We start from the raw sequence: 13336 nt of genomic DNA, 5'->3' as shown, positions 1-13336 counted from the left end.
CAATGACGACGACTATCCGCGACGGCGACATCAAAATTCTGGCCTCCAAAGTGATGGACGACGTGCCCGAAGGCGGCGGCGGCCCCACGGGCCGGGTGATTGAGTGGGGCCAAAGCAACCAAGTGTTTGACGACATCACCGAGGTGGCCCGCGCCGGGGGGCAGGTGAGCATTCGCCAGACCTTTGGCGCCGTGCAAACGGGCAACACCGCCGCGCTGATGGATGCCAACATCATCATCGAGCAGCCCGCCACAGACCCCAATGTGAGCGTCACCATTGCCGCCTGCGGCCCCTTTGCCCAGCGCAGCGAGATTGCCACGGCCATTGCCAACTACCTGATTGCGGGCACCGAGTGGAATGGCATCTTGCTGGGCAACCACGTGCAGGGCCAAGGCAACGTGCAGATCATGCACCGCGTGGGCACCGCTGCCCCGCCCATTGGCCGCACCATCGTGCTGGTGCAAAACGAAGGTCAGCCCACCGAAAAGCGCCAGTATGTGCGTGTGATCCGCACCGACACCGTGGAGCGCACCTTCACCTATATGACCTCTGGCGGCGAGGCCAAGGACTACCAGGCACTGGTCACCACCTGCGACATTGCCAGCCGCCTGGACTTTGCTTTCACGGGCAGTGAACCAAGCCGCACCTTTACCCGGGAGGCGAATGCCGCACGCCTGCGCGACACCACCGTGGCCGATGCCATGCAGTTCTACGGCGCATCGCCCATGACCGCCGCCTACACCCTGGGCGACCCGGCCCGCCAAGTCAAGGTGGCCAGCATCTACACCCAGTTGGTGCCCAGCAGCCGCACCGAGCGCGTCACGCTGGACCAGCGCCCGGCGGCCATGCGCAGCATCACCTTGGCCACAGGCCCGCGTGAAGTCACCGCGGGCATTACGCCCCACACCAAGCGCTTCACGGTGGGCCAAGAAAACCGGGGCTATTCGTGGACCAGCATCCTGCGGCCCTTTCCCAGCCCCGGCACCGTGGTGGTCAGTTTCATGGTGCTGGGCACCTGGTACACCTGCCAAGACGATGGTGCAGGTGCCCTGGTGGGCGATGCCGTGGGCACGGTCAACTACGCCAATGGCTCGATTGCCATCACGCTGCCTGCCTTGCCCGATGTGGGCTCGGCCGTGCTGCTGCAGTGGGGTGAGACCACGGGCTTTGTCAATCGCAGCGGCAGCGCGGCCACGGTGCGCCAGCCGGAGTTTGCGCTGCAGCTGCCCCACAAGCAGCTGGTGCGCGGCAGCATCACCGTCAGCTGGACCAGTGGCGGCGTCACCAAAACGCTGGCTGATGGGGCCACAGGCAACGCTTTGACCGGCAACGGTGGCTCCGGCCTGGTCAATCATGCGTCTGGCCAGATCCTGATCCGGCCCACGGCCTGGATCGATGCGGGTGGTCAGTTCCTGGTGCAATACCGCCGCAGCACCACCGTCACACACAACATTCCTGCGCCGGGCGTGGATGCAGCAGGCTATGCCAGCATCGTGCTGCCCACAACGCCAGCGCCGGGCTCTATTGAGCTGCGCTGGATCACCGTGCGCGCAGTCACCAACAGCAGCGGGGCCAGCAGCGGCGGCAGCACCTCGCGCAAAAGCTCTGCCGATTACGCCAGCTCTTATGGCAATGGCTACATCAACCAAGGCAGCAATGGTTGGTCCACCCAGTCGCAGCGCATCAACCAGACGCAAGACCGCGTAGCCCATACGCTGCTCGATGACGGTGCAGGCGGCATGTACGGCCGTGGCACGGTCAACTACGGCAGCAAGACCATCACGGCCAAGCTGGTGGATCTGGATGCCAGCAGCGAGGCTTACCAGTCTGACTATGAGAAAAGCTCGGCCTTTGAAAGCCAAAGCGGCCCTGGCCGCACAGTGAGCGTCAGCGGCAGCGGCTCCAGCATGAAGGGTGGCACTTACAGCCAGGCGGCCGTCAGCGAACAGGTGCTGGCAGCCAGCACGCTGGAGGTGACCTACGCTGAATCATTTGACACCACCTTTGAAGAGTCATTCAGCTGGACACCGCCTGAGCTGTACATCGACCTGTGCCGCCTGACCGAAGACTATGTGGTGCCCGGATCGGTGCAGTTCACCTGGCTGGGCCACACCTACATCGATGTGGACGGCGACATCATCCGCGACCGCACCAGCACCAGCGCTGGGGTGGTGGCCGGGCGCATGGACTACGAAGCAGGCCTGGCGTTTTTGACGGACTGGCTGGTCACCAACCCGGCGGGCACGCTGCAGCTGCAAAGCCTGTGGACTACCCGCAAGCAGTGGACGGCCGCCAGCGTGTTCTTTCGCACGCCTGCCGCGCCGGTGGCCGTGCAGGGCATTACGCTCAACCTGGCGGACTCGCATGGCAACGCCATCACCCTGACGCCGGATCTGGAGGGCTACTTCACCACGGCCCAAAGCCGGGGGCGCATTGACTACCAGGCGGGCCTGACCGAGATCCAGTTTGGCCGCTTTGTGGCCGTGGAGGATCTGACCGACGCGGACCGTGCCGAGTGGTGGTATGACGCCGCCGACATTGGCAGCGTGCAGGCAGGCAAGATCTGGAAGCCGCTGGCCATTGACCCCACCACGCTGCGTTTCAATAGCGTCACCTACGTCTACCTGCCGCTGGATGCCGACATCATCGGCATGGACCCCGTGCGCCTGCCCAGCGATGGGCGTGTGCCGGTGTTTCGCAATGGCTACTACGTGGTGGTGGGCCACACCGCCGCGCTGCCGGCGGCCACGCTGAGCAATGGTCAAACCATCAACTGCGCCCGCACGCGCCTGAGCCGTGCGTGGATCGTGGGGGCCGATGGCAAAAAGATTCAATCGGGCTGGACGGTGGATTTGGATGCAGGGCTTGTGAGCGTGGTGGATGTGACGGGCTGGGTGCAGCCCGTGCGCGTGCACCACCGCATCGAAGAAATGGCCCGCGTGGCCGATGTGCAGATCAACGGCACGCTCACGCTGACCAAGTCGCTCAGCCATGACTTTCCCGTGGGCAGCGTGGTCAGCAGTGCGTTGTATACCGGCACCATCCGCGCCCGCGTCAGCCACGCGTTTGACCAAGCCAGCTGGGACGGCGTGACCTGGGCCGACAGCGTAACCGGCAACCCCGCGCCCGCCCAGTACAACGACACGGCCTTCCCCCTGGTGGTGACCAATGCTGGCGCTGTGTCAGAGCGCTGGGTGCTCAAGTTCACCAACACCACCACGGTGGAGGTGATTGGCGAGCACGTGGGCAACCTGGGCACCTTCCCGATTGCCAGTGACATTGCCCCCCTCAACCCCAACACCCGCACCGATGTGCTGGCCGGGGTGCCGTACTTCACCGTGCCCGCCGGAGGCTGGGGCGCTGGCTGGGCGGTGGGCAACGTGCTGCGCATCAACACCGTAGGGGCCATGCAGCCCTTTGCCTGCATTCGCACCGTGCAGCCCAGCGAGGCCGCAGGCACCGACTACACCTTTGGCCTGACTGTGCGCGGCGATGTAGACCGCGCCGCCAGCAACTAAGACAGAGAAGGATCAGCAATGACGACAGTCAGTACATCAGTCAAATGGGCCGTCTCCAGCATGACGGCGCGCCCACGCTCAATGGCACCGCAGGCGCCCTGATTGCCTTGCTCGATGCCTTTTTAGTCAATGGCTTTGGCACCAAGGCCGTGGACAGTGCCACGGTGACCGATGGCATCTGCCGCATGAACATCACAGGCGGCAGCGCCGCACAAGACCACTGCGTGATCCAGGTGGCAGGCATTACAGGTGACGGTGTGGCCCTCAACGGCCCCCAGCGCGTGAAGGCGGCCACGGCCAGCTATGTGGAGTTCCCCTGCGATCTGCCCGATGGGCCATTGACCGGCACTATCACTTTCAAGATTGCGCCTGCAGGTTGGAGTAAAGAATTTACAGGCACTAATGTTGCCGTGTACCGCAGCAATGATATTTCCGGCACACGTATGTTCTTGAGGGTGGATGACACAGGGGCGTTAGACGCGCGTGTCACAGGGTATGAGGGAATGTCTGATGTCAGTAACGGTGTTGGGCCATTTCCTTCTGCTACACAAGTTGCTGGTGGTGGCTACTGGCCAAAAGCTAGTTCTGCAGGTGCGACACAACGGGCATGGACAGTAGTAGCCGACAGTAAAAGTTTTCTCATTCACACGCACACAGCCGCCAGTAGCTTGGGAGTCAGCGGGTCGGTTTGGGCTTTTGGCGACTTTGATTCCCTGAAAAATGGGGATTCCTATGCATGCGCACTGCAGTGCGCTGAGTCAAGCGTGTCGTCTTCACCATCGGTGCAGACATCTTCAGTGGAGTACATATCTCCTGCTTCCGGTTCGTCTACGTTCATCGCCCGATCATTCACCCACGTCGGAAGTTCGATCCGAGGCATTCATGGTGTGGAGGCATTTATCACTGGGGCTGGTGTGTCAGGTGCAGTTGCAGGCTCCATGACGCCAAATTATCCGAATGGTCCAGGTAACGCATTGTTGTTGACGCGTAAGCTCATAGGTGAAAGTGCGGTTGGGTTACGAGGGCGTCTGCGTGGGGTGCACATACCCGCACAAAACTGCCACGCGTCATTTTCCTGGTGCGACACGGTGGACGGACTAGGGGGGCGGAAATTATTGGCTGTGAAGTGCGGCTCTCCTGCTGGTACAGCCAGCGCTGGCGTACTGTTTTTTGACATTACCGGACCATGGGGTGATGAATGACCGCCGCGACCACATGGCGCTTGATCGGGTTAGATGCGCTCTCGTCTGACCAGGACGTGGAGCTAAGCGTTTTGCAACCAGCGGTGGTTGCCCCGGGTGATACCCAGTACGACAAAGTGTGGCTATTGCTGCAGCGGGAAAACGGCGCTTTTGTTGACGGTGGCCCGCAGGGTCGTACGTTCACTGTTTCTGGTGCAGTGGGCAGTTCTGATGTGCCAAATTCCAACTATCTAGAGTCTGGTAGGTTTGGTGCGTCGAAGTCGGTTTCTGTGGCTGCAGGCAAATGGGGATTCCCAGGTGATTTCACGATTGAGTTGTTGTTTAAGCCGCTCGCTGCGTTTGGTGACCTCAACAGTGTTATCACGCGGGGTAGAAATGGGGCTCCGCTGGGTTCATTTACGATTTTCAGATATCAAGGAAAATTTCAGCTTTATTGGGTCGCAACTGGCTCCGGTGGAACTGGTGGTAATTACCCACTTGGGGAGTTTGGGGATGTGCCGGTCGGGACATGGGCGCACTTGGCGGTGACTCGCGCCAATGGTGTAGTGCGTTGCTGGAAGGATGGTGTGCAAACGTCTTCCAAATCTGGCCCGGAGACATCTGGCCCCACCAATCAGCTTTCTGACAATTTAGAGATCGGTGGCACTGGGTTTTATGGATCGAGTCCGCCCGACTTCCTGGTGAATGACCTGCGCATTACCATTGGTGTGGCTCGCTATACAGAGCGATTTAAGGCACCAAGCGCACCGTATCCTGATTTTTTTTCTGATGGGTCAATTACGGTGCACCCAGAGTCAAGCTACGTCGTATCTTCTGACACTGCCGGGCAACTCGTTGAGGTGCTGTCGGAAGGAAACCCAGCAGCGGTAGTTAGTTTGCCGTCTAGGGCGAGCGGTTTTTCTCTGCAGTATGCGTTCTCCGAACCTTCGGTATTTAACGCCATCAATGTTGGAGCCACGGCTAATAAACTGCGGTTTTTAGCTGGGTGTACGTTGCAATACCTGTCTACCCAAGGGGTGTGGGTCACGGATGCCGATATAGTAGGTATTCCGTGGCCAGGAAATCAGAGCGCGGTGTTGTGGGCGCAGTACGTACCTCGGGCGCCATCTATACATACCAAAACTCAGGTTCAGGTCCAGCTTGGGAGCGCAGAGTCTGATTTTGGTACACGCCTGGGTGCCAGCAGCGGTTGCGACATGGAGAACGGCGGGAACTTCCGTATCTACGGCTCGGTCGAGCAAAAGCTCGCAGGCGATGCCACGCTCCCATTAAAGCGCAGAGTGCGCCTGCACCGCAGCCGTGATGGTCTGCTGGTGCGTGAGACATGGAGCGATGCACAAGGCAACTACCGCTTTGACGGCATCACAGATCGATACAAATACGACGCGATTGCCTGGGACCACGAAGGCCTGCAGCGGTCCGTGGTGGCGAATGACCTGACCCCCGAGGTGATGCTATGACGGCCCCGGCCTACTACGAGTGGCGCCTGGGCGACGTATTGCTGCTGGCCCAGCTGCAGGCCACGCTGGCGCGTCTGGACATTGGCGCCACCGGCAACGCCGCGGTGCGCCTGTACACCACGGCTCGGCCAGACACCATGGGCGTCAGCCCCGCGCCCTGGCTGGAGATCCCCCTGGCACGGCCTGCAGGCGTCGTTGCCGATGGCCTGCTGTCGCTGCAGCCACAAAGCGTGGCGGGCACGATGGTGCTCACAAGTGGCGTGCCGCGCTGGGCTGAGCTGGTGGCCGCTGATGGCGCCGTGCTGGCCGAGGGCGGTGTCACGGCCGCAGGCGTGGGTGGCTGCTTTGAAGTGGCGGGCGGCACCGTGCCGGAGGGTGAGGTTGCGCCCCAGTTCTACGCCGGGGGCATCGTGACCCTGACCGGCTCTGCACTGGGCTAAGCCATGGCCAGCACGCGCCTTATCTTTGACCAGCAGCGCCCGGCGGCGGGCAATCCCGTGCGCCTGGTGTTTGGTGCGGGCGGTGATGCGGAAGTACCCACCTATGCGCTGTCGGCCCAGGGGCGCATCACCGGCCTGCGTGGCCAGGTGCGCATGGCCAGCGTGCTGCAGTTGCGCGCCCAGGGGCGCATCACGGGGCTGCGTGGCAATGTGGCTGTGCGCTGGAATGTGAATGTGAGCCGCCCCATGGTCGGCAGTGCCCAAGAACGCGGGCAAGACGCCCTGCCGCGCAGCATGCAGCTGCAGGCCCTGTGGCAGCAGTCGCAGCGCACCCAAACCGCAGTCAATCAGATCTGGCAAGACGCCCGCCATGTGTCTCGCCAGGTGCGCGCCCTGTGGCAGCAAGCCCAGACCGTGCGCGGTGCAGGCGCTGACAGCGTGCAAGACGCCGCCCCCATGCGCGTGGCCATCATCAGCCGCTACCAAGAGGGGCAGCGCAGGCATGCGGCGGTGCTGGATGCTGTGCAAAACGCGGCAGCCCTGCAGGCCTTGGCGCTGGTGCGCTTTGAAGAAGCGGTGCGCCTGCGTAATGCGGTGCAAAGCCACTTTCAGCGCGGCCAGGCTGCGTCAGGCCACTGGCTGGCCAGCTTTGGTCAGGGCAGCCCCGTCAGCGCTGGTGGTCTGAGCAGGTTTGAAGAGGCCATACGCCCCGGTCCTGGCATGTGGCAGCGACCACCGCCCCAGCCGCCGGAGCCTTGCTATGTGCCGGGCCTGCCCGCCAAGCTGATCTTTAAGCAAGCGTATGCGGCTGGGCTACCTGCACACCTGGTGTTTCGCTGCTGGAAGAGCGGCGGCCAGGAGCCGCAGCCGGTTGCGCAATACGTCATCCCTCTTTTACGGGTTTATATGCAAGTACACACCCTCACGGCGCACCTGCTGCCAAGCATGGAGCCGGTGCAGTTGACCGGCGTGACCATCGCTACCAACGACGATAGCTGCTATTGGAGCTTGAGTGCCAGCGGCCCTGAGCACCTGATGGAGCAGCTGGCCCCTGTGGCGGGTCTGCCTGCCCGCATGCGGTGGTGATTGATGGCATCCCCTTTGTGTTTGCTGTGATGTCTACGCCGCGCACGCGGGCCTTTGGCAATCACCGCGTGCAGGTCAATGGGGTGTCTACCACGGCGCTGCTGGCTGCCCCCTATATGCCGACGCAGGTTTGGAGCCCGACTGCGGCGATGACGGCGCAGCAAATTGCGCTGCAGGCGCTGGAGTTCACGGGCGTCGGCTTGAGCTGGGACATTGATGACTGGACGGTGCCCGGTGGTGCCTTCAGCTACCAAGGCACACCGCTGCAGGCCGTCATACGTGTGGCGGAAAGCGTGGGCGCGGTGGTACGCAGCCATCGTACAGATGAGCAACTGATCATCGCTCCACGCTATCCCGTGCTGCCGTGGGAGTGGGCGGGTGCCGATGTGCAAGTGCAAATGCCAGCGGCTGTGATCGTGACCGATGACCTCAACCCTGAGCCGCGCGCTGCCTACAACGCGGTGTATGTGACCGGTGGCCCGGTGGGTGGCGTGCATGGCCACGTGGTGCGTGCCGGCACGGCCGGCGAAAAGCTCTCGCCCCAGATTCAGGATGACTTGATCACTCAGGCTGTCGCTGCGCGCATGCGCGGCAGCTGGGCTTTGGCTGCCAGCGGTGACAAGCTGATGCAGACCATCAACATGCCCGTGCTGACCGGCGGCACCAACCCCGGTGTGCTGCAGCCTGGCCAGTTGCTGGAAGTTGCTGACCTAGACGGCACTTGGCGCGGCCTGGTGCGTGGTGTGAGCGTGAGTGCTGCGCTGCCCAAGGTGCGCCAGCAAGTAACAGTGGAAAGGGTGGCTGCATGAGCACGAATCTGTACAAGCGGCTGCTGAGCCTGTTGCCCGATGAGCCGGTGCAGACCGGATCTGTCACGGCGGTCTATGCCGATGGCACAGCGGTGGTAACGCTGGAGGGAGCTGGTGGGCAGCTGCGGGTGCGCAATCCGCTGGGCAAAGCGCTGGCGGCCAAGGTGTATGTCAAGGCAGGGGAGATCACGGGCGATGCACCCGTGCTGCCTTATGTGTTGATTGAAGTGTAGGAGGGTGGGGATGGTCGACGATCACGGTAACGAGCTGCCAGCAACCACGCTGCAGCAGATCAATCAAAAGTTTGACAACGGCAGCGCACGCATGGCCGGCATCGAGCGCGAGTTGACAGCCACGCGCAAAGAGTTGCATGAGCTCAAGCAGCAGTTGGCGGACCTGCTGGAGTTCTTCTCGGCCATGACGGGCGCCATCAAGGTGTTCAACTGGGTGGGTAAGCTGGCGCGGCCGGCAGCTGCCATCGTGGCCTTTGGTGCGGCCTGCGTCACGGCGTGGAGCGCCTGGAGGGGGCTGCGATGAGCAAAGTACCTGCAATCTTGCGCAACAAGCTGCTGCAGGTGGCATTGGGTTTTGCTGTGGGCGCGACCACCTACATGGCGGTCGACCAGCCTGCCAAGCCCAGCCAGGGCGTGCAGCTGGCCATGGAGCTGGGCGCCCACTATGAAAGCAGTGGCCGGCACATCGGTTTGCCCTACGTTGACAAGCTGGGCAAGGGGCAGCCGCTGACCGTGTGCAACGGCGTCACTGGGCCCGAGGTGGTGGCTGGGCGCTACTACAGCAAAGACGACTGCTACCGGCTGGAGCTGCCCAAGTACCTGGAGGCTGAGCGCGCAGCCAAGCGTATGTTCAAGCACTGGTCCACCTACAACGTGTGGGTGCAGGCCAGCTTCATCGACATGATCTACAACCTGGGCGCGCCGGCCGTGCAGGGCAGCACGCTGCTGGCCCTGGCCAATGCCGGCGATCTGGATGCCGCCTGCGCCCAAATGCCCCGCTGGGTGCGCGGCACCGTCAACGGTCAAAGCGTGCGCCTGCCTGGTCTGGTCGACCGGCGCACCACCACGGCCGAGCTGTGCCGCGACTGGGGGCGCGATGGGCATTTCAGCACGATTGCCATTCGTGGCTTGGAGGGCGGCCATGCTCAAGCTGATTGATGGCTTCATGCCCGGGTTGTGGAAGTGGATGGCGTTGGGGTTGGCTGTTTTGGTCTTGTTGCAGCAGTTGCGCGTAGATGGCCTGCGGGTGGAGGTGAGCAGGCTGGAGGCATCGCATGCAAAGGCTGGCCAAGAGCTGGCTCAGAAATCTCAGGCTGCTACTGAAATTAAGGCTGCCGCCTTGCTTGATCACTCTGGAAACACTCAGGACAACATCTATGAATACACGCAAACCATTCAAAGGTTGGAGGCTGGCCGTGCTGCTGATGCTGGCCGCATTGCAGGGCTGCAGCGCAGTCTCCGCGCCACTGCCACCCAGCACGCACAAGCTGCAGGTGACGCCGCTGCCTGCAGAAATCTCGCAGATCAGCACCAGCGACTCGCAGAGCTTGCTGGACGAAGCGCGGGCGTTGTTGGCGGACTTGTGGGATTGGTCGAACGGCGAGATGCGCAAGTGACTGTGCTGAAGCGCCAGGTGGACTTGGATAGGGGATTGGCTGGTCGATTGGCGGCCCCTTGATGAATTCTTGTTTGTGGCCGCAACGTGTCACCTAACTAAGTGCTAAGTGATTGTTTTTAATTGCGCGAAAAGCAATGAATCACAGCCGTTTTGGCCTGTGCGAATCGGTTTTTAACCTGTTGTTTTTAAAGGAGAACGGCTTGTTGATAAATCGTTTTCGTTGGCATGCTGCCCATGCAGACCATCAGAACGGCGTAGGGCAGGGGGTCAAGGTCATTGGTCATACGGGAGGCCGAAAATGCGCAGAGACTGCGCGGGAGGCAGCATGCATTTGTGTTAGATTAGCGTCCGCTTTGCGCGCTGCCGTCAACCGGCAGTCCGCCTGCAAGGCGGGTGTAGTTCAATGGTAGAACTGCATTCCCCTCTGAAAACACTTTAAAAATCAGAAAAACTACACCAAAAACTACACCAGCCTTATACTTGATCGCATCCGAGCGTGGTTGAGCTTGGTTGATTCTATCTTTCAGTATTTGGCAAATTCCCGTAGCGAGGTGGCGAATGGTGTTTGACCCGAGGGCAGCAAAGCTGCTCAGTGATGGCGAGTACATGGCAATCGAGGGGTTCCCTGGGCTGCGGTTGCTGGCCAACAAAAAGGGCAAGACCTGGACCTATCGGTACAAGGGTGCAAGCGGGCTGAAGCAGGTGAAGCTGGGCGCCTGGCCAAGTATGCCTTTGCACGAAGCAATCCGGGAGTGGGACAGCGCGCGCGCATCCAAAGAGGCAGGGGTCGACCCGGCCGAAAAGAAGAAGGCAGCCAAAAAGCCTGTTGTGCAGGAGCCCGTTGACGACGAGTACAGGGTGCGTCAACTGGTGCTGGATTTCATCCAGGGGCACATCGAGCAAGAGCGCAAGCCAGCCGGTGCTAAAGCAGCTGCACGCATCCTGCTGTCCGCCCTGGATGGTTCCCCCGAGCTTGCGGCGATGCCTGCCAATCTTGTGAAGCGTCAGCATGCGTTTGCCCTGCTGGATTCGCGCAAGCACGTTCCAACGATTGCCCAAAAGCTCCGCTCCCTTATGGGGTCGGCCTGGGACTATGCGCTCGATGCCGGCCGCCTGGATGGGGATGTGCCCAACTGGTGGCAGGCCGTGATGAAGGGACGGCTGAAGTCCAAGGGGAAGATCATCGGCGGCAAGCACGTTGGCCAGAAGCGTCGGGCGCTGACGGAGGAAGAGGTGGGGTTGCTGCTGCGCTGGCTGCCCAACATGCACAAGGTTGGGGCTGACACAGTGGTGATGTACCTGTGGACAGGCACGCGGGGGTCTGAGATTTTGGGAATGAAGCCCGAGCACCTTGCAGAGAAGGAGGGGGTCTTGTGGTGGACGGTTCCGAAGGAACTCACAAAGAATGCGCGATTCAAGGATGCAACCGACTTGCGTGTGCCGTTGCTGGGTCGCGCAAGGGAGATTGTTCTGCGTCGGCTGCAAGATACCGACAAGGGGGAGTTCTTGTTCCGCGGCGTGGGCGACAAGCCATACACGCAGCACACGTTTTCGACGTATATCTACGACCTGCAGCCCTACAGTCCGAAGTCGAAACGCGAGGGGAAAACCAGGGGTGTGCTGCCAGTCACAGACTGGACACCGCACAACCTGCGCCGGACGACCCGCACGATGCTGCCATCGCTTGGGTGCCCGAGTGAAGTGGCAGAGGCCATCCTTGGCCACGTGCCATCCGAGATTGAAGCCACGTACAACGCCTACAGCTACGATGCGGAGCGCCTGCTGTGGTTGTCGAAGCTGGCCGATAAGCTGGAAGCCCTGGCCGCTTAGAACGTGTTCAAAGTCTCGTCTGATGTGAGAAGCTTGCGAGATGAGAAAAGGTTACCCGAGCGATATCAAGCGCGAGCAGTTCGAAGCGATCCGTCCATTGCTGGAGAGTGCGCGCAGAAAGACGGCGCCCCGAAAGGTGGAGTTGTACGAGGTGTTCTGTGCGGTGCTGTATCTGCTGCGCACAGGCTACCAGTGGCGCGCACTGCCCGGCGACTTTCCCAAGTGGCGCACCGTGCACTCGTACTTTGCGATCTAGAGCGAGCCACGCGAGGGTGGCAGCCTGCTGGAGCAGGCTTTAAAAAAATCAGGTTGGCGCGGCCCGCGCGAGACGGGTGCGCAACGCCTGCAGCGCGTTCTTGATGATCGATGCGCAGAGCGTGAAGAACACGGACACGGCGGGCCTGAAGGGCTATGACGCGGGCAAGAAGGTCTCGGGCATCAAGCGTCACATTGCGGTGGACACCCAGGGGCTGCCGCACGCAGTAGCCGTGACCACGGCCGAGGTGACGGACCGCAAGGGCGCGCTGCAGGCACTCAAGCGCTGCAAGCTCTCCTTGGTCAGGGTGCAAAGCCTGTTGTGCGACAGCGGCTACACAGGCAAGCCCTTTGCGCAGGGTGTGCAGGAGATTGTGGGTGGGCACGTCACGGTACAGATTGCCAAGAGAAGCGAGTTGCACACCTTCAAGGTCATGCCCAAGCGCTGGATCGTCGAGCGCAGCTTTGCCTGGCTGGAGAAGAATCGGCGGCTGTGGAAGAACTGCGAGCGCTGGCTCAACACCAGCCTGCAGTTCGTCCACTTGGCATTCTTGGGCCTTCTGCACAGGAGACTTTGAACACGTTCTTAGAACGTGTTTACGATCTCCGCAGAAGCAGAACGACAAATGCCAAGTGAACGAACTGAATCGCACCGGGTTTTGAGGAGGCCGATTGGTTTAAGTTGACACCTCTGCCGAGGTGTCGCTGACGGCTAGTTGCCTCCAGTAGTTTGCCTCAGCTTCTGCCGGAGGGATGCCCCCAATCGGCGTGAGTAGTCGGACATGGTTGAACCAGTGCACCCACTGCAAGGTGGCCAGCTCCACGGATTCCCTGGTCTTCCAGGGGCCCCGGCGGTGAATCAGCTCGGCCTTGTACAGACCGTTGATGGTCTCGGCCAGCGCGTTGTCGTAGCTGTCACCCCGGCTGCCCACCGAGGGCTGTATGCCCGCCTGGTCCAACCGTTCGGTGTAGCGGATGCTGACGTATTGGGTGGATTCAACCGGTCGTCGCAACACCTTTAATCAGGAGGTGTTTATGGGACGTCCCGCAGGATGGATGAAGCAATTTACTGGCAGAGACGCCATGCGATCTCCTGGTGCTCCG

Annotated in this window: 11 protein-coding genes and 2 pseudogenes; 12 read left to right on the top strand and 1 reads right to left on the bottom strand. The window is 61.4% G+C overall.

What is annotated here, in order from left to right; all coding sequences use genetic code 11:
* Positions 1–2 precede the first annotated feature (2 nt).
* The 12 genes and pseudogenes from SJH88_RS08030 to SJH88_RS07975 all read left to right on the top strand — a co-directional run bounded on the left by SJH88_RS08030 (position 3) and on the right by SJH88_RS07975 (position 12810).
* Complete coding sequence (locus SJH88_RS08030) at positions 3–3518, top strand: hypothetical protein (protein WP_274754122.1); 3516 nt, start codon at positions 3–5, stop codon at positions 3516–3518.
* 44 nt (positions 3519–3562) lie between these two features.
* Positions 3563–4720, top strand: coding sequence for a hypothetical protein (locus tag SJH88_RS08025; RefSeq protein WP_274754121.1), 1158 nt, complete (start codon positions 3563–3565; stop codon positions 4718–4720).
* A complete protein-coding gene (locus SJH88_RS08020; protein WP_274754120.1) occupies positions 4717–6180 on the top strand; it encodes a LamG-like jellyroll fold domain-containing protein in 1464 nt (487 codons plus the stop codon). Before SJH88_RS08025 ends, SJH88_RS08020 begins: the two co-directional genes overlap by 4 nt.
* The gene (locus tag SJH88_RS08015; RefSeq protein WP_274754119.1) at positions 6177–6620 is read left to right on the top strand and encodes a hypothetical protein; all 444 of its coding nucleotides are present in this window, start codon (positions 6177–6179) and stop codon (positions 6618–6620) included. Before SJH88_RS08020 ends, SJH88_RS08015 begins: the two co-directional genes overlap by 4 nt.
* 3 nt (positions 6621–6623) lie before the next feature.
* The gene (locus tag SJH88_RS08010) at positions 6624–7706 is read left to right on the top strand and encodes a hypothetical protein (protein ID WP_274754118.1); all 1083 of its coding nucleotides are present in this window, start codon (positions 6624–6626) and stop codon (positions 7704–7706) included.
* Between the two features lie 29 nt (positions 7707–7735).
* Positions 7736–8515 carry a hypothetical protein gene (locus SJH88_RS08005; RefSeq protein WP_274754117.1) on the top strand — a complete coding sequence of 260 codons (780 nt, stop codon included), beginning with the start codon at positions 7736–7738 and terminating at the stop codon, positions 8513–8515.
* On the top strand, positions 8512–8748 hold the full coding sequence (locus SJH88_RS08000; RefSeq protein WP_274754116.1) for a hypothetical protein: 237 nt from the start codon (positions 8512–8514) through the stop codon (positions 8746–8748). The genes SJH88_RS08005 and SJH88_RS08000 overlap by 4 nt, the downstream gene beginning before the upstream one ends.
* Before the next feature lie 10 nt (positions 8749–8758).
* Positions 8759–9052, top strand: a complete 294-nt coding sequence (locus SJH88_RS07995) for a hypothetical protein (protein WP_274754115.1) — start codon at positions 8759–8761, stop codon at positions 9050–9052.
* Entirely contained in the window at positions 9049–9687 is a 639-nt protein-coding gene (locus SJH88_RS07990; protein ID WP_274754114.1) for a lysozyme, read from the top strand. Before SJH88_RS07995 ends, SJH88_RS07990 begins: the two co-directional genes overlap by 4 nt.
* A complete protein-coding gene (locus SJH88_RS07985; protein WP_274754113.1) occupies positions 9671–10207 on the top strand; it encodes a hypothetical protein in 537 nt (178 codons plus the stop codon). Before SJH88_RS07990 ends, SJH88_RS07985 begins: the two co-directional genes overlap by 17 nt.
* A 498-nt stretch (positions 10208–10705) precedes the next feature.
* A complete protein-coding gene (locus tag SJH88_RS07980) occupies positions 10706–11977 on the top strand; it encodes a tyrosine-type recombinase/integrase (RefSeq protein WP_154165004.1) in 1272 nt (423 codons plus the stop codon).
* A gap of 40 nt (positions 11978–12017) precedes the next feature.
* Positions 12018–12810: pseudogene (locus SJH88_RS07975) on the top strand (IS5 family transposase).
* Positions 12811–12909: 99 nt separating this feature from the next.
* Here SJH88_RS07975 and SJH88_RS07970 read toward each other — a convergent pair.
* Positions 12910–13224, bottom strand: a pseudogene (locus tag SJH88_RS07970) (integrase core domain-containing protein); the annotation flags it as partial.
* Positions 13225–13336 lie beyond the last annotated feature (112 nt).

The sequence above is a fragment of the Comamonas sp. GCA5 genome, assembly GCF_036541385.1.
Taxonomy (GTDB): domain Bacteria; phylum Pseudomonadota; class Gammaproteobacteria; order Burkholderiales; family Burkholderiaceae_C; genus Comamonas; species Comamonas aquatica.
This window is presented reverse-complemented; position numbering and strand designations above follow the sequence as displayed.

Coding starts and splice junctions, on each gene's coding strand:
- SJH88_RS08005 (WP_274754117.1), top strand. CDS start 7,736: ATGTCTACGCCGCGCACGCGGGCCTTTGGCAATCACCGCGTGCAGGTC.
- SJH88_RS08010 (WP_274754118.1), top strand. CDS start 6,624: ATGGCCAGCACGCGCCTTATCTTTGACCAGCAGCGCCCGGCGGCGGGC.
- SJH88_RS08030 (WP_274754122.1), top strand. CDS start 3: ATGACGACGACTATCCGCGACGGCGACATCAAAATTCTGGCCTCCAAA.
- SJH88_RS08015 (WP_274754119.1), top strand. CDS start 6,177: ATGACGGCCCCGGCCTACTACGAGTGGCGCCTGGGCGACGTATTGCTG.
- SJH88_RS08000 (WP_274754116.1), top strand. CDS start 8,512: ATGAGCACGAATCTGTACAAGCGGCTGCTGAGCCTGTTGCCCGATGAG.
- SJH88_RS08020 (WP_274754120.1), top strand. CDS start 4,717: ATGACCGCCGCGACCACATGGCGCTTGATCGGGTTAGATGCGCTCTCG.
- SJH88_RS07980 (WP_154165004.1), top strand. CDS start 10,706: ATGGTGTTTGACCCGAGGGCAGCAAAGCTGCTCAGTGATGGCGAGTAC.
- SJH88_RS07990 (WP_274754114.1), top strand. CDS start 9,049: ATGAGCAAAGTACCTGCAATCTTGCGCAACAAGCTGCTGCAGGTGGCA.
- SJH88_RS08025 (WP_274754121.1), top strand. CDS start 3,563: ATGGGCCGTCTCCAGCATGACGGCGCGCCCACGCTCAATGGCACCGCA.
- SJH88_RS07985 (WP_274754113.1), top strand. CDS start 9,671: ATGCTCAAGCTGATTGATGGCTTCATGCCCGGGTTGTGGAAGTGGATG.
- SJH88_RS07995 (WP_274754115.1), top strand. CDS start 8,759: ATGGTCGACGATCACGGTAACGAGCTGCCAGCAACCACGCTGCAGCAG.